This is a genomic window from Buttiauxella brennerae ATCC 51605 (assembly GCF_001654925.1).
Classification (GTDB): Bacteria; Pseudomonadota; Gammaproteobacteria; order Enterobacterales; family Enterobacteriaceae; genus Buttiauxella; species Buttiauxella brennerae.
This window is the reverse complement of sequence record NZ_LXER01000005.1, coordinates 145457-165557: the sequence shown is the minus strand read 5'-3', so window position 1 is coordinate 165557 and position 20101 is coordinate 145457. Positions and strand designations below refer to the sequence as shown.

The 20101-nt window shown below is 50.0% G+C and carries 17 protein-coding genes; 4 read left to right on the top strand and 13 right to left on the bottom strand.

Annotation, left to right across the window (positions count from 1 at the left end; all coding sequences use genetic code 11):
* Nucleotides 1–45 precede the first annotated feature (45 nt).
* From lpxD to rpsB, 11 genes are all read right to left on the bottom strand, one after another.
* Complete coding sequence (gene lpxD / locus M975_RS01115; RefSeq protein ID WP_064556822.1) at nt 46–1071, bottom strand: UDP-3-O-(3-hydroxymyristoyl)glucosamine N-acyltransferase; 1026 nt, start codon at nt 1069–1071, stop codon at nt 46–48.
* Nucleotides 1072–1074: 3 nt separating this feature from the next.
* The gene (gene skp, locus M975_RS01110) at nt 1075–1575 is read right to left on the bottom strand and encodes a molecular chaperone Skp (protein ID WP_064556820.1); all 501 of its coding nucleotides are present in this window, start codon (nt 1573–1575) and stop codon (nt 1075–1077) included.
* A 121-nt stretch (nt 1576–1696) separates the two neighbouring features.
* Nucleotides 1697–4111, bottom strand: a complete 2415-nt coding sequence (gene bamA / locus M975_RS01105; protein WP_064556819.1) for an outer membrane protein assembly factor BamA — start codon at nt 4109–4111, stop codon at nt 1697–1699.
* Nucleotides 4112–4143: 32 nt separating this feature from the next.
* A complete protein-coding gene (gene rseP, locus M975_RS01100; protein WP_064556817.1) occupies nt 4144–5496 on the bottom strand; it encodes a sigma E protease regulator RseP in 1353 nt (450 codons plus the stop codon).
* A gap of 11 nt (nt 5497–5507) precedes the next feature.
* Nucleotides 5508–6365, bottom strand: coding sequence for a phosphatidate cytidylyltransferase (cdsA, locus tag M975_RS01095; protein ID WP_064556815.1), 858 nt, complete (start codon nt 6363–6365; stop codon nt 5508–5510).
* 18 nt (nt 6366–6383) lie between these two features.
* Nucleotides 6384–7136 (bottom strand): (2E,6E)-farnesyl-diphosphate-specific ditrans,polycis-undecaprenyl-diphosphate synthase, encoded by a 753-nt coding sequence (ispU, locus tag M975_RS01090; RefSeq protein ID WP_064556813.1) that lies wholly within the window; start codon nt 7134–7136, stop codon nt 6384–6386.
* Between the two features lie 186 nt (nt 7137–7322).
* On the bottom strand, nt 7323–8522 hold the full coding sequence (gene ispC, locus M975_RS01085) for a 1-deoxy-D-xylulose-5-phosphate reductoisomerase (protein WP_064556811.1): 1200 nt from the start codon (nt 8520–8522) through the stop codon (nt 7323–7325).
* A gap of 158 nt (nt 8523–8680) precedes the next feature.
* Entirely contained in the window at nt 8681–9238 is a 558-nt protein-coding gene (frr, locus tag M975_RS01080; RefSeq protein WP_064556809.1) for a ribosome recycling factor, read from the bottom strand.
* A gap of 160 nt (nt 9239–9398) precedes the next feature.
* The gene (gene pyrH, locus M975_RS01075) at nt 9399–10124 is read right to left on the bottom strand and encodes a UMP kinase (protein WP_064516322.1); all 726 of its coding nucleotides are present in this window, start codon (nt 10122–10124) and stop codon (nt 9399–9401) included.
* Nucleotides 10125–10365: 241 nt separating this feature from the next.
* The gene (gene tsf, locus M975_RS01070) at nt 10366–11217 is read right to left on the bottom strand and encodes a translation elongation factor Ts (protein ID WP_064556808.1); all 852 of its coding nucleotides are present in this window, start codon (nt 11215–11217) and stop codon (nt 10366–10368) included.
* Between the two features lie 152 nt (nt 11218–11369).
* On the bottom strand, nt 11370–12095 hold the full coding sequence (gene rpsB, locus M975_RS01065) for a 30S ribosomal protein S2 (RefSeq protein ID WP_064516318.1): 726 nt from the start codon (nt 12093–12095) through the stop codon (nt 11370–11372).
* Nucleotides 12096–12406: 311 nt separating this feature from the next.
* Between rpsB and map the strand changes: the two genes are divergently transcribed.
* From map to M975_RS01045, 4 genes are all read left to right on the top strand, one after another.
* Nucleotides 12407–13201: a type I methionyl aminopeptidase gene (map, locus tag M975_RS01060; protein WP_064556806.1), complete on the top strand. Its 795-nt coding sequence runs from the start codon at nt 12407–12409 to the stop codon at nt 13199–13201.
* Between the two features lie 62 nt (nt 13202–13263).
* The gene (glnD, locus tag M975_RS01055) at nt 13264–15936 is read left to right on the top strand and encodes a bifunctional uridylyltransferase/uridylyl-removing protein GlnD (protein WP_064556865.1); all 2673 of its coding nucleotides are present in this window, start codon (nt 13264–13266) and stop codon (nt 15934–15936) included.
* Nucleotides 15937–15972: 36 nt separating this feature from the next.
* The gene (gene dapD / locus M975_RS01050) at nt 15973–16797 is read left to right on the top strand and encodes a 2,3,4,5-tetrahydropyridine-2,6-dicarboxylate N-succinyltransferase (RefSeq protein ID WP_034461055.1); all 825 of its coding nucleotides are present in this window, start codon (nt 15973–15975) and stop codon (nt 16795–16797) included.
* A 108-nt stretch (nt 16798–16905) separates the two neighbouring features.
* Nucleotides 16906–17295 (top strand): DUF3461 family protein, encoded by a 390-nt coding sequence (locus tag M975_RS01045; RefSeq protein ID WP_064556804.1) that lies wholly within the window; start codon nt 16906–16908, stop codon nt 17293–17295.
* Between the two features lie 30 nt (nt 17296–17325).
* On the opposite strand, the gene M975_RS01040 is transcribed toward M975_RS01045, so the two are convergent.
* Both M975_RS01040 and degP read right to left on the bottom strand, forming a co-directional pair.
* A complete protein-coding gene (locus M975_RS01040; RefSeq protein ID WP_064556802.1) occupies nt 17326–18483 on the bottom strand; it encodes a CdaR family transcriptional regulator in 1158 nt (385 codons plus the stop codon).
* Between the two features lie 165 nt (nt 18484–18648).
* Nucleotides 18649–20100, bottom strand: a complete 1452-nt coding sequence (degP, locus tag M975_RS01035) for a serine endoprotease DegP (RefSeq protein ID WP_064556800.1) — start codon at nt 20098–20100, stop codon at nt 18649–18651.
* Nucleotide 20101: the final 1 nt, after the last annotated feature.

Sequence of the window (20101 nt, the reverse complement as noted above, 5' to 3'; positions counted from 1 at the left end):
GGCCGCAAATCAGTAAGCACTAACGCGTCTTGGGCGGGTGACTTTTTAGTCTTGTTGATTGATTTTTTTCTCAACGGATTTCAAGCGCTTGCTGATCTCGTCGATATTCATCACCAACGCGGCTGTTTTACGCCACACTTTGTTCGGCTGTAATGGAATGCCTGAGGAATAAACCCCCGGCTCTGTGATAGGGCGCATTACCATGCCCATTCCAGTCACTGTGACTTTATCGCAGATTTCCATATGACCATTAATAACACTGGCACCACCAATCATGCAGTAACGGCCAATTTTAAGGCTGCCTGCCATGATCACACCACCAGCAACAGCGGTATTGTCGCCAATCACAACGTTATGTGCAATCTGGCATTGATTATCAATGATAACACCATTGCCAATAATCGTATCGTCCAGCGCACCACGGTCAATCGTCGTACAGGCTCCGATCTCAACACGGGAGCCAATGATCACACGACCAAGCTGGGGGATCTTCACCCAATTGCCGCGATCGTTAGCATAACCAAAACCATCAGAACCGATGACAGTACCGGACTGAACCAGGCACTGCTCACCGATCTCGACTTCGTGATAAATCGACACATTCGCCCACAGGCGAGTGCCAGCACCAATTTTGGTGTGCTTACCCACGAAGCAGCCCGGGCCAATCACGACGTTATCCCCCAGCACTACGCCAGATTCGATAACCGCATTGGCGCCAATGGCGACGTTATTACCCAACGTCGCAGTTGCATCAATCACAGCGCTTGGCGCGATGTTTTGAGCAGGTTGCGGCGTAGAGTCAAGAATTTGCGCCATGCGAGCATAAGTCAGGTAGGGGTTCTTCACTACCAGTGCAGCGCTATGTGCGAAAGGAAGATCGGCTTCAGTCATAACGACGGCAGAAGCCTGGCAAACAGCCAATTGCTCACGGTAACGCGGGTTAACCATGAACGTGATTTGGCCAGCCTGGGCCGTTTGCATAGATGCAACGCCGGTGATGACGATATCGCCATCACCGTGCAATTCTGCATCCAACTGCTGGGCTAAATCAGCCAGTCGAATTGAAGACATTACTTATTTAACCTGTTTCAGTACATCTGAAGTGATGTCTTTAACACTGCTGCCTGCATAAGCAACGGTGTTGGTATCCAGAACTACGTCATAACCTTTGTCGTCAGCAACTTTCTTCACTGCTGTCTGAATACGAGTAACCAGTTTGCCACGTTCTTCGTTAGAACGACGGTTACGGTCTTGCTCGAATGCCTGAGCTTTAGTCTGGAACTGCTGGCGTTGAGCCATCAGGTCTTTTTCAGCTTTGCTACGGTCAGCAGCTTTCATGGTAGAACCATCACGCTGCAGTTTTTGCATTTTGGATTGCAGATCGCCTTCCATGCTTTGCAGCTCGCTCGCGCGGCCTTTGAACTCGTTTTCCAGAGTTTTGGACACACCGGTGCTTTGTGCAACCTGTTGGAACAGGTTACCCATGTTTACTACAGCAATGCTTTCAGCAGCCTGAACACTGGCTGATGCAGCCATAGCGATGCCAAGACCTGCAGCAAATAACCACTTTTTCACGATAAACTCCTTACCATCCCGAATGTGTCCGAAGACACTCTTTTTTGCGAGTGCCAGTTCTGCATTTAGCGAACTGGCATCAGCGCGACACTGCTTTTATGCATTCCTTCGCGCAGAACAATTACCAGGTTTTACCAATGTTAAACTGGAACTGTTCCGCTTTGTCGCCTTCGTATTTCTTGAACGGTTGGGCATAAGAGAACACCAACGGCCCCAGCGGTGACATCCATTGCAATGCGATACCTGCTGACATACGAATGTTGCTTGGGTCACTGTAGTCCGGAATCCCGTCTGCAGAATACTTCGTATTATCCCAGTTAGTATCCCAAACAGTACCCATGTCCATGAACACGGAAGTACGCACAGAGTTCGCGTACTTCTCGCTCAGGAACGGGGTTGGTGTGATAAGTTCAAAACTTGCCACAGCCATTGCGTTACCACCGACTGCATCGTCAGAACTACACACTTCAGTTGACGAAGCTTTGTTACAGTTATCTGTATCATTGCCGCCGTAATAAACCGCTTTCGGACCAATGTTGTTGGACTGGAAGCCACGCACGGTACTCGAACCACCGGCGTAGAAGTTTTCATAGAACGGCATCTCTTTGCCGCCCATGCCATCACCGTAGCCTACACGAGTACGACCTAACATTACCCATGTATGATCTTCATCAATTGGGAAGTAGCTCGCAGTATCCAGAGTCACTTTATAGAACTCGTTATCTGAACCCGGAACGGTCACTTTACCGTTGAGGTTTACGCGTGAGCCTTCTGTCGGGAAGTAACCACGGTCAAGTTTATTGTACGTCCAGCCATAGTTCAGCGTGAAGTCATCGGCAGCAAAACCGTTGTCATCAGATGAAGTAGAAGTCGTTTGGCCAACTGAATCCAGGTAACGCCACATCGCAACCTGTGGTTGCATGTTGGACAGGTCGTTATGCACGTAACCTAAGCCCAGACGCAATGTATTGTTTTCGTTAACCGGGAAGCCAAGAGTTCCGTCCACACCATAACTTGTGTTGGTGTAGTCAGAAAGGTCCGCATCATCAGCTTTAAAGTCGTTATAGAAGACACGACCGCCGAGGCTTACACCATCAACTGTAAAGTATGGGTCGGTTACCGACAATTCAGCATATGTCTGATAATCGTTTTTAGTCCCGCTGATACCGACAGAGTAACCAGTACCTAACCAGTTATCCTGCTGGACACCGACCTGGAAGCTGATACCACTTTCAGTACCGTAACCCACACCGAAGTTGAAGCTACCGGTGTTACGTTCTTTAACTTTATACACAACGTCAACCTGGTCAGGGCTACCTGCCACACGCTGCGTATCAACATCTACCGTTTCGAAGTAACCAAGACGATTCAGACGATCTTTGCCTGAGTCAACAAGGTCGCTACCAAGCCAGGTACCTTCCATTTGGCGCATTTCGCGACGCAGGACGGAATCTTTACTGGTGTCGTTTCCTTCAAAACGAATCTTACGCACGTAGAAACGATTACCAGAATCAACGTTTACATGCAGTTTAACTGTCTTATCTGCATCGTTGATTTCAGGCTGCGTTTGCACACGCGGGTAGGCGTAACCATAACGACCCAACAATTTCTTGATGTCGTCTTCCATCTTGGTCACTTTAGTGCCGTTATAAAGCTCGCCGGGTTTGAGTTTAGTCAGCGTTTCAATTTCTGCTGAGTGCCCAGCCAAATTACCGTTCACCGTTACGCCAGCAATCTTGTACTGATCGCCTTCTGTCACGTTGATGGTAACATAAATACTTTTCTTATCAGGCGTCAGACTGACCTGAGTAGAATCAATGTTAAAGCGTGCGTAACCGCGATCCAGGTAGTAGCTGCGCAGTGTTTCTAAGTCACCGGCAAGTTTCTGTTTCTGGTATTTGCGATCGCCCACCACGTTCCACCACGGCACTTCATCACGCAGTTGGAAGTGCGAAATGAGTTCATCAGTGGTAAACGCATGGTTGCCTACAATGTTGATTTGCTGAATTTTGGCTGAAACGCCTTCCTGGAATACCAGTTTCAGGTCAACACGGTTACGCGGCAGTGGCGTAACAACGGCTTTCACGCTGGCACTGTACTTACCAACGCTGTAGTAGAAATCTTCCAGGCCTTTTTCAATATCAGCCAGGGTAGTTCTATCCAGTGATTCACCAACACGCACGCCAGAAGCCTCGAGGTTCTGTTTAAGCATGTCGTCCTTCACGGACTTGTTACCGGAGAAGGTAATACTCGCGATTGTCGGGCGTTCTTTCACCTGAACAACTAACGTTTCGCCATCACGAAGTACCCGGACATCTTCGAAGTTCCCGGTAGCAAACAGTGAACGAATAGTATTACTGATATCCTCGTCAGAGACGGTATCGCCTACGCGAACCGGCATGCTGAGGAGGGCCGCACCGACGGCGACTCGCTGCAGGCCTTCGAAATGAATATCCTTCACTACGAACCCGTCTGCACCGTATACGGTGGCGCTGCTAAACAGCAGCGACGCTATGAGCAACTTTTTCATCGCCATCGTTGTTATGCGTTCTTCCTAACCTATTCTCTCTAAAACCGAGAGAAATCATTGAAAAGTGCAAGCCCCATCAACAGCACCAGCAATATAGAGCCAATGCGGTAGCTAAAGTCTTGAACTCGCTCGGAAACCGGCCCACCTTTCAGCTTTTCAATCGCCAAAAAGAGCAGATGTCCCCCGTCCAGGACGGGTAACGGAAACAGGTTGATAATCCCCAGATTGACGCTAATCAGCGCCAGGAACATCAGATAGTAAATCAACCCAGATTCCGCTGACATTCCTGCCCCTTGAGCTATGGAGATTGGCCCACTGAGGTTATTCAGCTTGATGTCACCGGTTATTAATTTTCCCAGCATGTTGACCGTAAGCTTCATGAGTTGCCAGGTTTTATCCGTGGCTTCTGCAACGGCAGCAAACGGCCCATACTGGCGTACTGTTTTATACTCTTCCGGTAGCGGGATAACCTTAGGTACCACACCCGCAAACCCTTCAGCCTTCGCTTTACCCGGTTTTGTATCCGGTATCAGCGTTAAAGACAAGAGCGCCCCTTGTCTTTCTATTTCCAGCACCAGTGCATGACCTGGATTGTCACGCACCAGGCTAACAAATTCTGCCCACTGAGTCAGTGCCGCACCGTTGACTTTAACGATCCTGTCACCGGCTTGCAAACCCGCTTTGTTCGCAGCGGAATTTGGCTGCACTTCTTGGAGTACCGTTTCAATTTGCGCACGGTGAGGAGCGATACCCAATGAGGTAATCGGATCCTGTTTTTCTGGTTCAAACTGCCAGTGGCGCAAATCGAGCGTTTTTTCACTGCGTAGATTAGAGCCCAACGGTGCCAACGAAATGTTGGCGCTGTCATCACCAATCTTTGCCATCAGAGCAAGTTGAACTGCTTCCCAATCAGGCGTTTCGATACCATCTATTGCTTTAAGTTCCATGCCAGGTGCAATTTGTGCTTGCGCAGCTATTGAGTTGGGCATTACTTCACCAACAACCGGACGAACACCAGGGACACCGATGATAAACACCAGCCAGTAGGCAAATACAGCAAAGATAAAGTTGGCAATCGGACCGGCAGCAATAATTGCCGCACGTTGAGAAACTGTTTTGTTATTGAAGGCCTGATGACGCAGTTCCGGAGCAACCGGCTCGACACGCTCATCAAGCATTTTGACATAACCGCCCAGGGGGATAAGGGCGATGACAAATTCGGTGCCGTGGCGATCAGAACGACGCCAGAGCGCTTTACCAAAACCTATGGAAAAGCGCTCTACTTTAACGCCACAGCGGCGAGCTACCCAAAAATGGCCGAACTCATGCACGGTAATTAACACACCCAGTGCAACAATAAATGCAGCCAAATTCCAGAGTAAGCTCAGCATATAACCTTCCGTTAAATCGTCCTGAATACCAGCAATAACAGACAGGCAAATACCGGTACTGCTGCTGTGAGGCTATCTATGCGGTCAAGGATACCACCATGACCGGGGATCAGGTGACCGCTATCTTTAATCCCTGCTTCACGCTTGAACATGCTTTCGGTTAAATCGCCCAATACAGATGCAAGAGCGGCAATAACCGAACAGGTCAGCAATATAGTCGGTGAGACATCCAGATTTGCCCACATGCCAAACAGCACGGAGATAATCGCAGAAGTGAACAATCCACCAAAGAAGCCCTGCCATGTTTTGCCTGGTGACACTTTCGGAGCCAGTTTATGCTTGCCAAACATTTTGCCAAACATATAAGCACCGGAGTCAGCCCCCCAGACAAGAACCATTACATACAACAGCCAGATTGAGCCTGTGTAATGGTTGATATCGTAATGCCAGTTGCGCAGTACAATCATACCCCAGAAAAACGGCACAATCGTTAATACGCCGAAAATCAGACGCAGCGTTTTTGAGTTACGCCAGATAGTTGCAGACCCTGGATAGAACAGCACCAGCAGCAATGCGGCAAACCACCAGGCAAGTGATGCCCACAGTGACGCCTCAATCAGCGGAATATGTACCGTACGCTGATATTCAGGCAACGCATAAAGCATTAACGCCAGTAATAAACCACACAACACTGCAAGCCAGACACGTTGATTACGTGCTTTGAAACCTGCCAGTTGTCCCCATTCCCAGGCTGCCAACATACACACCACGAGGGTCGTAATAGCAAATCCTACAGGTGGAAGCCAGAACAGCGCGGCTATAACCACCGGGATTAAAATAAACGCAGAAAGCAGGCGATACTTCAGCAAAAGTGACCCCCAACAGGCTTACTCACTACCAGGTGCTGTGCCGCCAAAACGACGCTCTCGATTTGCAAAAGCATTCAGTGCACCTTCAAAGTCTTGTTCATCGAAATCAGGCCAAAGAACATCTGTGAAATAAAGTTCTGCGTAGGCAATCTGCCAAATCAGAAAGTTACTAATACGATGCTCTCCCCCTGTCCTAATAACTAAATCTACGGGAGCCAGTTCATTCATGCAGATTTGCTGACTCAGCATCTCTTCATCAATCTGGTCTGGGCGCAAAAGGCCTTCCTGTACCTGTGCGGCGAGATGCCGTACTCCCTGAATAATGTCCCAACGGCCACCATAATTCGCGGCGATATTGAGAGTCAAACCGGTATTGGTACTGGTTAAAGCTTCAGCTTTATTAATACGTTCTTGCAGGCGAGCATTGAACCGACTGGTATCACCGATAATACGCAAGCGGACATTGTGACGATGCAAACTTTTGACTTCGCTGTCTAAAGCCCACACAAACAACTCCATTAATGCACTAACTTCTTGAGCCGGTCGGTTCCAGTTTTCACTACTAAAAGCATAGAGCGTAAGCGCATCAATACCATTATTTGCCGCAAAACTCACAGCCCGGCGAACAGACTTAGCTCCCGCCTTATGGCCAGAAACTCTCATCTTCCCTTGTCGTTTTGCCCAACGACCATTGCCATCCATAATAATGGCAACATGACGCGCGCCATGTTCGGATTGTGTTTCGCTTGATTGTTGGTTTGCAGACAACATAACGCGTAATTATTCCCAAATGAGGATTAAGCGGTACTCAGAATGATTTCAGCTTTTACATAAAAAAGCCGTGCTATAACACGGCTTACCAACCATTCAGCCAGCTATTCCTGACCGAAAGATGGCGCAGACTATATCACTGAAGCACAGAGCTAACAAATAGAGGCATATCAGCCGAATAAATAATCATCGGGTTGAGATACGCGTCACCAGATTTCTGGCAACTTCGCGTGCTTTTGCATCTATGGCCAGCACTTCCTCTACGCTTTTCGGCTCCGTCAGCTCAACACTATCAAGGACAGCCCGGTTTAAGGAAGCAATATCCGTGAAGCGCAGTTGCTGTTGCAAGAAAGCCTCAACCACGATTTCATTCGCGGCGTTCAGTACCGTCGTTGCAGCCTGTCCTTGCTCGAATGCTTCCATCGCGAGTTTAAGGCAAGGATAGCGGTGATAATCTGGTTCCATAAAGGTGAAAGTACCAATCTTACAAAAATCGAGCGGTTCAACACCTGACTGCACACGCTCAGGAAACGCCATGGCATGCGCGATAGGTGTACGCATATCTGGCGCGCCTAATTGCGCCAGCACACTGCCATCACGATAGCGAACCATCGAGTGGATAACCGACTGCGGATGTATCAGTACTTCCATTTGTTTAGCTGAAGCATTGAAAAGCCAGCGGGCTTCAATGTATTCGAGACCTTTGTTCATCATGGTGGCAGAGTCGACAGAGATTTTACGTCCCATCGACCAGTTCGGATGACTGCATGCCTGGTCTGGCGTCATAGCAGCCAGCGAACCCAGATCCGTCTCACGGAACGGGCCACCTGATCCGGTAAGAATAATCGACGAAACGCCATTACTCTCAAGTTCAGCGTACCCGAGGTTTTGCTGGATTGTTTCCGGTAAACTCTGAAAAATCGCGTTATGTTCGCTGTCGATGGGCAGCAACTGGGCTTTGCTCAGCTGTATGGCATCCATAAACAGGCGCCCGCACGTCACTAACGACTCTTTATTTGCCAGCAAAACTTGTTTACCTGCTGCAATCGCCGCAAGCGTTGGTAGCAGCCCTGCGGCCCCAACAATCGCCGCCATAACTTGATTCACTTCGTCCAGCGCGGCCATTTCACAAGCCGCCTGCTGCCCTGCCAGAACTTCAGTGGCACTCCCCTGCTCTTTAAGCAGACGACGTAACTCACCGGCAGAGATTTCATCATCCATTACTGCCCAGCGTGGCTTGAACTCCAGGCACTGTTCAGCCATGCGCGCGACATTTTTCCCGGCAACCAGGGCCGTGACGGAAAACTTATCAGGATTATGACGAACAACACTAAGGGTACTGGTACCGATAGATCCGGTAGAGCCAAGAATGGTCAGTTGCTTCATGAGGTGCTCTGGAATTTTAGTTTTTACAATCAAATAAAAGTTTGCCGCAGCAGTGATAAATTGCCGGCACTTTATGAGCTAAAAGCAAAACGCCGTAGACAATAACCGTGACGTGAGCCACGGCCTGCATACGGCGTTTGATCCGTTATCTCAACGGATTAGAACTGCATCAACTCAGCTTCTTTCTCAGCAAGCGCTGCATCGACTTTTTTGATAGCTGCATCAGTCATTTTCTGAACGTCATCCTGTGAACGACGATCATCATCTTCACTGATTTCTTTATCTTTCAGCAGATTTTTTACTTTGTCGTTAGCATCACGGCGAACGTTACGTACCGCAACACGCGCGCCTTCTGCTTCGCCACGCACAATTTTAATCAGATCTTTACGACGTTCTTCAGTCAGTGCTGGTAGTGGAACACGAATGTCAGTACCTGCAGAACTTGGGTTCAGACCGAGGTCGGAAGTCATGATCGCTTTCTCAACGGCCTGGCTCAGGGAGCGGTCAAACACGTTGATTTTCAGTGTGCGAGAATCTTCAACCGTGACACTCGCCAGCTGGCGCAGTGGAGTTGGCGTGCCGTAATATTCCACAATGATGCCGTCCAGCAGAGATGGAGAGGCGCGGCCGGTGCGGATTTTACTGATTTGACTTTTGAATGCTTCTACGCATTTTTCCATACGCACTTCGGCATCTTTTCTGATATCGCTAATCACGTTACGAGTCCTTGAAAACTGGTTTAGGGCAGACCACACTTCGCGCCGCTACGCAGACGCTGCGAGCTAAGTATAGCCCTGTTTATTCATGGCGCCCGTTGGGGTTGCCTGTTAACACTATCTGAAACTGAATCTTACCCTGATTAAGCATCGACTGAAATTATTCAGTGATCAATGTGCCTTCTTTTTCGCCCATCACAACACGGCGAAGCGCACCAGGTTTGTTCATGTTGAAAACACGAATCGGGATTTTGTGATCGCGTGCGAGGGTAAACGCCGCCAAATCCATCACTTTCAGTTCTTTTTCCAACACTTCGGTATAGGTCAATTGCTCACAAAGCGTGGCGGTAGGATCTTGAACCGGATCAGCCGTAAACACGCCATCTACTTTCGTGGCTTTCAATACTACGTCTGCTTCAATTTCAATACCGCGTAAACACGCTGCAGAGTCAGTGGTAAAGAACGGGTTGCCAGTACCGGCAGCCAGGATAACCACGCGGTTATTACGCAGCAAGCTGATAGCTTCTGCCCAGCTGTAGTTATCACACACGCCATTCAACGGAATAGCGGACATCAGGCGAGCGTTCACATAGGCGCGATGAAGCGCATCACGCATTGCCAGGCCGTTCATCACTGTCGCCAGCATGCCCATGTGGTCGCCCACAACACGGTTCATACCGGCTTTTGCAAGGCCAGCACCGCGGAATAAGTTGCCACCACCAATCACCACCCCGACCTGAATACCCAATTCAACCAGCTCTTTAATTTCCTGAGCCATACGATCAAGGATGCTCGCATCAATACCGAAGCCTTCGGTACCTTGCAGAGCTTCGCCGCTTAGCTTGAGCAGAATGCGTTTGTAGACAGGTTTTGCATTGGTAGCCATGATTCTTTCCTGGGAACAGTCAACGAATGGGGATGGTAAATTCAGGCGACATAATGTCGCATATCAGCAAGTTCTGTATCAGAGCAGGCTGATTTTTAATTCTAAACATACCCTACATATTTCGAGTTGGAGTAAGGCAGCAAGAGAGCGAGTTCGGATAAGCGAACGTTGCCAACACACCAGCAGTGTGAAATATAACGGGTATAAAGAAGAGCCGCCAATCGGCGGCTCTTCTAAAAAATTAAGACTGCTTAGACATTGCAGCAACTTCTGCTGCGAAGTCAGTCTCAACTTTCTGGATGCCTTCGCCCACTTCAAAGCGGATGAAACCATTCACGTCGGCATTGTGCTCTTTCAGAATCTGACCAACAGTTTTGCTTGGGTCGATTACGAAAGGCTGGCCAGTCAGAGAAACTTCACCGGTGAATTTCTTCATACGGCCTTCAACCATTTTCTCTGCGATTTCTTTTGGCTTGCCAGACTGCATAGCGATGTCTAATTGAACCTGGTATTCTTTCTCTACCACTTCAGCAGACACGTCTTCTGGTTTAACGAATTCTGGTTTGCTTGCAGCGATGTGCATTGCAATTTGCTTAACCAGTTCTTCGTCAGCGCCAATAGCAGCAACCAGAACGCCGATGCGAGCACCGTGCAGGTAGCTACCCAATACGTCGCCTTCAAGTACTGAAACGCGACGGATGTTGATGTTCTCACCGATTTTAGCAACCAGAGCAACACGTTCTTCTTCGAACTGTGCTTTCAGAACTTCAACGTCAGTCACTTTACCAGCAGCAGCTGCGTCCAGTACTTTGTCAGCGAATGCCTGGAAACCAGCATCTTTAGCAACGAAGTCAGTCTGGCAGTTAACTTCCAGAATCACAGCGTAGCCGTCAGCGATCTTAGTTTTGATCACGCCGTCAGCAGCAACGTTGCCTGCTTTCTTAGCCGCTTTGATCGCACCAGATTTACGCATGTTTTCGATTGCCAGCTCGATGTCGCCATTAGCTTCAGTCAGCGCTTTTTTGCAATCCATCATGCCTGCGCCAGTACGTTCACGCAGTTCTTTTACCAGAGCAGCAGTAATATCAGCCATTCTAAAATCCTCGGTTATCTCGTAGAGAGAGATAAGCCCTGGTTCACGGTACAGACGAACCCTGGCTCAAAATAAAAAGGGGCCTGAGACAGGCCCCCTAACCAAACTATTCAATACCTGGTTAATAAGAGCTCAAATAAGAGCGAACCTTATTATTCAGCTTCTACGAAGCTTTCTTCTGCCTGAGAAGCCAGATCCTGAGAACGGCCTTCACGAACGGTAGCAGCTACAGCACCCAGGTACAGGGTTACAGCACGGATTGCATCGTCGTTACCAGGGATAACGAAATCAACGCCATCTGGATCGGAGTTAGTATCAACGATAGAGAATACTGGGATACCCAGGTTGTTCGCTTCTTTGATTGCAATGTGTTCGTGATCAGCGTCGATTACAAACAGTGCATCCGGCAAGCCGCCCATGTCTTTGATACCGCCGAGGCTGTTTTCTAACTTAATCAGCTCACGGGTACGCATCAGCGCTTCTTTCTTGGTCAGTTTGTCGAAGGTACCGTCCTGAGACTGGATTTCCAGGTCTTTCAGACGTTTGATGGACTGACGAACAGTTTTCCAGTTAGTCAGCATACCGCCCAACCAGCGATGGTTCACGAAGAACTGATCGCAGCTCAGAGCAGCTTCTTTTACTGGTTCGCTTGCAGCACGCTTAGTACCAACGAAAAGGATTTTGCCTTTACGAGAAGAAATCTTGCTCAGTTCAGCCAAAGCTTCGTTGAACATAGGTACAGTTTTTTCAAGGTTGATGATGTGAACTTTGTTACGAGCGCCGAAGATGAAAGGCTTCATTTTCGGGTTCCAGTAACGGGTTTGGTGACCGAAGTGAACACCAGCCTTGAGCATGTCGCGCATGGAAACAGTTGCCATGATTAAAACCTCTATATAAAAGTATGGGGTTAAGCCTCCACGTATCCCATATTACCGACCCCAAAGGGCACCCCGGAATATGTGTCGATACGTGTGTGTTATTTACACAAAGTGAGAGTGTTGGCTGTATCCGAAAAATCGGAATACAAGTCCGGCGCGCTTTATACCATAAAACAGACCCGGACTCCAATAGTTGTTAGTGGATTGTGCGCACACCGATTCTCAATTTGGCACCGATCGTAGGCCCTGATACCATTACCCTACTACTGCTCAATTATTGTCGATAACGACGACACCTGCGGATCGAATGAATGGCTATCTCAATTAAAACACCTGAAGAAATCGAAAAAATGCGCGTTGCGGGCCGCCTTGCCGCTGAAGTGCTGGAAATGATTGAATCCCACGTACGACCGGGCATTTCCACTGGCGAATTGGACCGTATTTGTAACGATTACATTGTTAACCAGCAGCAAGCGGTTTCCGCGTGCCTGGGCTACCACGGCTTCCCGAAATCCGTGTGCATCTCCATTAACGAAGTGGTCTGCCACGGTATTCCTGATGACGCTAAACTCCTGAAAGATGGTGATATCGTCAACATCGACGTCACCGTTATCAAAGACGAATACCACGGCGACACCTCAAAAATGTTCATCGTCGGCAAACCGACCATTCTGGGTGAGCGTCTGTGCCGCGTGACTCAAGAAAGCCTGTATTTGTCTCTGCGCATGGTAAAACCAGGTATTCGCCTGCGCACTCTGGGTGCAGCCATTCAGAAGTTTGTTGAAGCAGAAGGTTTTTCTGTAGTTCGTGAATACTGTGGGCATGGTATTGGCCGCGTTTTCCACGAAGAGCCACAAGTACTGCATTACGATGCGGATGACAGCGGCGTAGTGCTGCAACCGGGTATGACATTCACCATTGAGCCAATGGTGAACTCCGGCGATTACCGTATTCGCACCATGAAAGACGGCTGGACGGTGAAAACCAAAGATCGCAGCTTGTCTGCACAATACGAGCATACTATTGTGGTGACAGATAACGGCTGCGAAATTCTCACATTACGCAAAGATGACACCATCCCAGCGGTGATTTCGCATAACGAGTGATTCGCCTGGCGAAAGTCAGCAATCGAAGCCGGCTTATGCCGGCTTTTTTTATGGATGGCGACATGACACAGAGCTTACCCGAGCAGTACGCAACGACAGTGCTTCCTGAGATTTCCGGGCAACCTGAATACCCCGTCAACTGGTCAGATTCAGATCTGAATTGCGCCGGGATTAAATCTCGCCTCGATACCTTCCAGCAGTGGTTGGGAACAGCATTCGATGACGGCATTTCCGCCGAAAAACTGCTCGATGCCCGAACTGAATTTATCGACCAGCTGCTGCAACGGTTATGGGTAAACTATGGCTTTGGGGATGTCACTGAAACCGCACTCGTCGCGGTCGGCGGCTATGGGCGCGCTGAACTTCACCCATTGTCTGACATTGATTTGCTAATACTCAGTCGTCAGCGTTTAAACGAGTCGCAAGCACAGAAAATTGGTGAGCTTCTCACGCTACTTTGGGATGTGAAACTTGAAGTCGGCCATAGCGTTCGCACACTTGAAGAGTGTTTGCTCGAAGGCCTGTCCGATTTAACCGTCGCCACCAACCTGATTGAATCACGCTTGCTGATTGGCGATGTCGCCCTCTTCCTTGAACTGCAAAAACACATTTTCAGTGATGGCTTCTGGCCATCAGCCAAATTCTTTGCCGCCAAAATTGATGAGCAAAACGTTCGTCACCAGCGCTATCACGGCACCAGCTACAACCTCGAGCCAGACATCAAAAGCAGCCCTGGCGGTTTGCGTGACATTCACACACTGCAATGGGTCGCACGTCGCCACTTTGGTGCCACCTCCATGGGTGAAATGGTCGATTTTGGCTTTTTAACCGAAGCGGAACGAAATGAGCTCGATGAGTGCCAGCACCTGCTGTGGCGCATTCGCTTCGCTTTGCATCTTGAAGTGAACCGCTACGACAACCGTTTGTTATTCGACAGGCAGCTTAGCGTAGCGCAGCGTCTGAATTACAACGGTGAAGGTAATCAGCCAGTCGAACACATGATGAAGGATTTCTATCGTGTGACCCGCCGCGTGGGTGAGCTGAATCAAATGCTGTTGCAGCTGTTTGATGAAGCGATTCTTGCCCTGGATGCCAGTGAAAAACCACGCCCTCTGGACGATGACTTCCAGTTGCGCGGCTCGCTTATCGATCTGCGTGACGAAACGCTGTTTATGCGCGAACCGCAGGCCATTCTGCGTATGTTTTACATGATGGTGCGGAACCGCGACATAACCGGTATTTACTCAACCACCTTGCGCCATTTGCGCCATGCTCGCCGCCATCTTGCACAGCCGCTTTGCTACATTCCTGAAGCGCGTGAACTGTTCCTGGTTATCTTGCGCCACCCAGGTGCCGTGAGCCGAGCCTTGTTGCCGATGCACCGCCACAGCGTGTTGTGGGCGTATATGCCGCAGTGGTCGCATATCGTCGGCCAGATGCAGTTTGACCTGTTCCATGCGTATACGGTGGATGAACACACGATTCGCGTGCTGCAAAAACTGGAAAGCTTCGCGAAAGAAGAGACCCGTCCGAAGCATCCGTTATGTGTTGATCTCTGGCCGCGCCTGTCGCACCCGGAACTGATTCTGATTGCTGCTCTGTTCCATGACATCGCCAAAGGCCGTGGCGGAGATCACTCCGTGCTCGGTGCGCAAGACGTTTTAAAATTTGCCGAACTTCATGGGCTGAACTCTCGCGAAACTCAGCTCGTCGCCTGGTTAGTGCGCCAGCATTTGCTGATGTCTGTAACGGCTCAGCGCCGTGATATTCAGGATCCGGAAGTCATTAAGCAATTTGCCGAAGAAGTGCAGACCGAAAACCGCCTGCGTTACTTGGTTTGCCTGACCGTTGCCGATATCTGTGCCACAAACGAAACCTTGTGGAATAGCTGGAAACAGAGCCTGTTGCGGGAACTCTATTTCGCCACAGAAAAACAGCTACGCCGCGGGATGCAAAACAGCCCGGATATGCGTGAACGTGTGCGCCACCATCAGCTTCAGGCGCTGGCGTTGCTGCGCATGGACAACATCAACGAAGAAGCGCTGCATAATATCTGGCGCCGTTGTCGGGCAAACTACTTTGTCCGCCACACACCAAACCAAATTGCCTGGCATGCCCGCCATTTGCTAAAACACGATCTCAGCAAGCCGATGATTTTGCTTAGCCCGCAGGCAACACGCGGCGGTACCGAGATCTTTATCTGGAGCCCGGACAGGCCGCACCTGTTCGCGGCAGTTTGTGCTGAGCTGGACAGGCGCAACCTCAGCGTTCATGACGCGCAAATCTTTACCACGCGTGACGGCATGGCAATGGACACCTTTATTGTGCTGGAGCCGGATGGCAGCCCGCTTTCCGCCGACAGGCACGAACTCATTCGCCACAGTATTGAACAAGCTATTACCCAGGCCAGCTGGCAGACGCCTCAACCGCGCCGCCAGTCCGCCAAACTGCGCCACTTTACCGTCGATACCGAAGTCAATTTCCTGCCCACTCATACTGACAGGCGCACATTCCTGGAGCTGATTGCGTTGGATCAGCCAGGCTTACTGGCGCGGGTAGGTGAAGTATTTGCTGACCTCGGAATCTCGCTTTATGGGGCGAGAATTACGACAATTGGTGAGCGAGTAGAAGATTTATTTATAATTGCCACCGCAGACCGACGTGCTCTTAATGATGAGTTGCAACTGGAAGTACAGCAACGGTTGACAGCGGCCCTTAATCCAAACGATAAATAACAGTCTGTTAATTTCGTCACAATCAGGAAAATGTTAATGCAGCAGCTACAAAACGTCATTGAAACCGCTTTCGAGCGCCGCGCCGAAATCACTCCGGCAAATGCTGACACCGTTACTCGTGAAGCGGTAAACCAGGTCATCTCCCTGCTCGACAGCGGTGCGCTGCGCGTTGCTGAAAAAATTGATGGCCAGTGGGTAACCCACCAGTGGCTGAAAAAAGCCGTTCTGCTCTCTTTCCGTATCAATGACAACCAGGTTATTGATGGCGCAGAAAGCCGTTACTTCGACAAAGTGCCGATGAAATTCGCCAACTATGACGAAGCACGCTTCCAGAAAGAAGGTTTCCGCGTTGTGCCACCAGCGGCCGTTCGCCAGGGTGCATACATCGCACGTAACACCGTTCTGATGCCTTCTTACGTTAACATCGGCGCTTATGTTGATGAAGGCTCTATGGTTGATACCTGGGCAACTGTCGGTTCTTGTGCGCAGATCGGTAAAAACGTTCACCTGTCTGGTGGCGTTGGCATCGGTGGCGTTCTGGAGCCATTACAGGCTAACCCAACTATCATCGAAGATAACTGCTTCATCGGCGCGCGTTCAGAAGTTGTGGAAGGCGTTATCGTTGAAGAAGGCTCCGTGATTTCCATGGGCGTTTACATCGGCCAAAGCACACGTATTTATGACCGTGAAACCGGTGAAGTACATTACGGCCGCGTGCCAGCAGGTTCCGTGGTCGTTTCCGGTAACCTGCCATCTAAAGATGGTAAGTACAGCCTGTACTGTGCAGTTATCGTGAAAAAAGTCGACGCGAAAACTCGCGGCAAAGTTGGAATCAACGAGCTGCTTCGCACTATCGACTAATAAAATATGCAAAAGGCGGGCTCTCCCGCCTTTTTAGCATTTAGGGCTAGCGGAAAAGGACTTTTCCGTTAATTATCTTAGTATTGCTGATATCGAAAAGGTCATATTATGTACGATAACTTGAAAAGTCTGGGTATTACCAATCCTGATGAAATCGATCGTTACAGCCTCCGGCAGGAAGCCAACAACGATATCCTGAAAATCTATTTCCAGAAGGATAAAGGCGAGTTTTTTGCTAAAAGCGTGAAGTTTAAATACCCGCGCCAGCGCAAAACCGTCGTTGCCGATGGCGTCGGCCAGGGTTACAAAGAAGTGCAGGAAATCAGCCCGAATCTGCGCTATGTGATTGATGAATTAGATCAACTCTGCCAGCGCGATCGCACTGAAGTCGATCTGAAACGCAAAATCCTCGACGATCTTCGCCATCTGGAATCTGTGGTGACTCATAAAATTGCCGAGATCGAATCTGATCTGGAAAAGCTTACCCGCGGTAAATAATAAGAAAGGGCCGGAGATTCCGGCCCTTTCTTATCTCTGCTCATCTAACTGTAACGCCACATACAGCAGCAATCGGTCGTCAAAATTCCCTAAATCTAACCCTGTTAATTCCGAAATACGGTTTAGCCGGTATTCAAGCGTATTGCGATGAATAAACAGTGCTTTAGAGGTGGCGAGCGGCTGGACGTTATGGCGGAACCAGGCGCTCAGCGTTCGGCGCAACAAGCCGTTATTATCCATTGATTTCAGACGTGCCAGCGGGCGCGCCAGTTCATTGGCCTGCCAGCCACCGCGCAAACTATCCAGCAGCACCGGTAACATCAAATCCTGATAGAAATAACCCCGACTTTCGGGCATGCGCTGCTTGCCAACCATCATGGTTGTGCGCGCGGTACGATACGAACGCGCGATACTCCCCGGCCCGGTAAAATAGTTACCCAGCGCAACGCGGCATCGTAGCTGGCCGTTTTCTTTCATGCGGCTAATCAGCTGTTCAACGCGTTTACGATGGTCTTCTGCATCCCAGCGGCCAAACGGGTTAAGCGCAGGTTTCAGCACCACCATTTCGGTCAGTGAGACAATGGCAATCAGGTTATTACGTTCGGGCGTCGTGAGCGCGGTTTGCAACTGTTGTAACTCTTCCATGGCGCTGTCCACGCCAAGCTGGCCGCTATCCACCTCCACCACGGCAACGACACGCGGCTGATTCAGGTCGATACCCAAACGCTGCGCCCATTCACTCAATGCAGGCGTGTGCTCTTCTGCCTGAATCAGGTTCATCACCAGCTCTTCACGCAAACGGCTGTCTTGTGCCAGCAAGTGCATCAGGCGAGATTGCTCGAGCATCATCTCCGCCGTCATACACACCAGTTCACCATATTTACGCAGCGAACCAGGCTCCCCCGTCAAACCGATAACCCCCACGATTTCACCGTCGATGCGCAGCGGCAGGTTAATCCCCTGGCGAACGCCGTACAGATGGCGGGCGACCGCATCGTCGATATCCACCACACGCCCCTGAGATAGCACCAGCAGCGCACCTTCGTGCAATTCACCAATACGTTCTTTATCACCGCTACCAATGATTCGCCCACGCGCATCCATCACGTTGATGTTGGTATCAATGATGGTCATGGTGCGCGACACGATGTCCTGTGCCATTTTGGTATCAAGATGCCAGCCAGCCATGCTTCCTCCTGAATCGTGCTAATGGCCTAGCATAGGCGAGTTGAATCACCTCAGCATTGTGCGAATGCACAAAGCACAGATGAAGAGTATGGAGTTGTGGGAAGGCTCACAAAAAAGGGCCGCAAAGTGCGGCCCTGATAGTTTTGACGCTTAATTCCGTGACGATTACTGCATCAGCAGGTAGATGGTGGTATCACCACGCTGAATGTTCAGCGCCATCACTGATGGTTTAGCGTCGAGAATCTTACGCAGCTCAGCAATGTTGTTCACCACCTGCTGGTTCACACCAATGATGATATCGCCTTTTTTCAGGCCAATACGCGCAGCCGGGGTATTCCCTTTCACGCTATTGACGATAACGCCTTTCTCATCTTTACCGCTGCGGTTGCTCATTTCAGCACCTTCGATACCGGTAAAGATGCTTGCAGAATCAACCTGAGTCTGGCTGCTCTGTTGCAGTTCCAGGTTTACTGAAACCGGTTTGCCATCACGCAGCAGGCCGAGGGTCAGTTTGCTGCCGACTGGCATAGAGCCCACTTCCGCACGCAGTGCAGAGAAGCTGGTGATAGGCTTACCGTTCATGGAAACCACCACATCACCGGCTTTAATACCCGCTTTCGCCGCAGAAGAGTTTGGCATGACCTGGCTGACAAATGCACCACGTTGCGCATCAACTTTCATCGCTTTCGCAAGCTCTGAGTTCAGCTCAGTGCCCAGGATACCCAATTCGCCACGCTTAACCTGGCCGTATTGCACCATCTGCGCGGTCAGGTTTTTCACCATATTGCTTGGGATAGCAAAGCCGATACCAATGTTACCGCCGTCTGGTGCCAGAATCGCGGTGTTGATCCCGATAAGCTCACCATTGAGGTTAACCAGCGCACCACCGGAGTTACCGCGGTTGATTGCCGCATCGGTCTGGATAAAGTTTTCATAGTTTTCAATGTTCAGGCCACTACGACCCAACGCTGAAACAATACCGGAAGTCACGGTTTCACCCAGGCCATACGGGTTACCGATTGCCACGGTGTAGTCACCAACACGCAGCGCGTCGGAATCAGCCATTTTAATGGCGGTCAGGTTTTTCGGATCTTGCAGCTGCAACAGCGCGATATCAGAACGTGGATCTTTACCCACAACCTTCGCTTCAAACTTGCGGCCATCGCTCAGGGAAACCTGAATTTTTGTTGCGTTATCAACAACGTGGTTGTTGGTTACCACGTAGCCTTTTGCTGCATCAATAATGACACCTGAACCCAGGGCTGCAAATTTCTGCTGCTGGCTACCACCGCCCTGAGCACCATCATCAGACGGGCCGCTCTGGCAGAATGGCGAGCTCTGGAATGGTGAACCTTCCTGGCAGAACGGTGAATTATCACCAAAGAACTGCTGGAAGTTACGCCCCATACGCGGCGTATTAACGGTGGTGCTGCCTTCAACGTTAATGCTCACTACCGAAGGCATCACTTTTTCCAGCATCGGCGCAAGGCTTGGCAGCGGTTGCGCCGCAGTTGCCGGAGCGGAAGAAGCGGTTTCAGCCGCAATTGCAGATACAGGACTCAGCGCCAAACCCAGGCTAAGAGCCAGCGCGCTCATTGCTAAAGTTGTTTTTTTCATC

What these genes read in the sequence shown, in the direction of transcription:
- M975_RS01040 (WP_064556802.1), bottom strand. Translation starts at nt 18,483, where the DNA reads ATGGCTGGCTGGCATCTTGATACCAAAATGGCACAGGACATCGTGTCG.
- bamA (WP_064556819.1), bottom strand. Translation starts at nt 4,111, where the DNA reads ATGGCGATGAAAAAGTTGCTCATAGCGTCGCTGCTGTTTAGCAGCGCC.
- ispC (WP_064556811.1), bottom strand. Translation starts at nt 8,522, where the DNA reads ATGAAGCAACTGACCATTCTTGGCTCTACCGGATCTATCGGTACCAGT.
- rseP (WP_064556817.1), bottom strand. Translation starts at nt 5,496, where the DNA reads ATGCTGAGCTTACTCTGGAATTTGGCTGCATTTATTGTTGCACTGGGT.
- M975_RS01045 (WP_064556804.1), top strand. Translation starts at nt 16,906, where the DNA reads ATGTACGATAACTTGAAAAGTCTGGGTATTACCAATCCTGATGAAATC.
- pyrH (WP_064516322.1), bottom strand. Translation starts at nt 10,124, where the DNA reads ATGGCTACCAATGCAAAACCTGTCTACAAACGCATTCTGCTCAAGCTA.
- map (WP_064556806.1), top strand. Translation starts at nt 12,407, where the DNA reads ATGGCTATCTCAATTAAAACACCTGAAGAAATCGAAAAAATGCGCGTT.
- tsf (WP_064556808.1), bottom strand. Translation starts at nt 11,217, where the DNA reads ATGGCTGATATTACTGCTGCTCTGGTAAAAGAACTGCGTGAACGTACT.
- dapD (WP_034461055.1), top strand. Translation starts at nt 15,973, where the DNA reads ATGCAGCAGCTACAAAACGTCATTGAAACCGCTTTCGAGCGCCGCGCC.
- ispU (WP_064556813.1), bottom strand. Translation starts at nt 7,136, where the DNA reads ATGTTGTCTGCAAACCAACAATCAAGCGAAACACAATCCGAACATGGC.
- rpsB (WP_064516318.1), bottom strand. Translation starts at nt 12,095, where the DNA reads ATGGCAACTGTTTCCATGCGCGACATGCTCAAGGCTGGTGTTCACTTC.
- glnD (WP_064556865.1), top strand. Translation starts at nt 13,264, where the DNA reads ATGACACAGAGCTTACCCGAGCAGTACGCAACGACAGTGCTTCCTGAG.
- degP (WP_064556800.1), bottom strand. Translation starts at nt 20,100, where the DNA reads ATGAAAAAAACAACTTTAGCAATGAGCGCGCTGGCTCTTAGCCTGGGT.
- lpxD (WP_064556822.1), bottom strand. Translation starts at nt 1,071, where the DNA reads ATGTCTTCAATTCGACTGGCTGATTTAGCCCAGCAGTTGGATGCAGAA.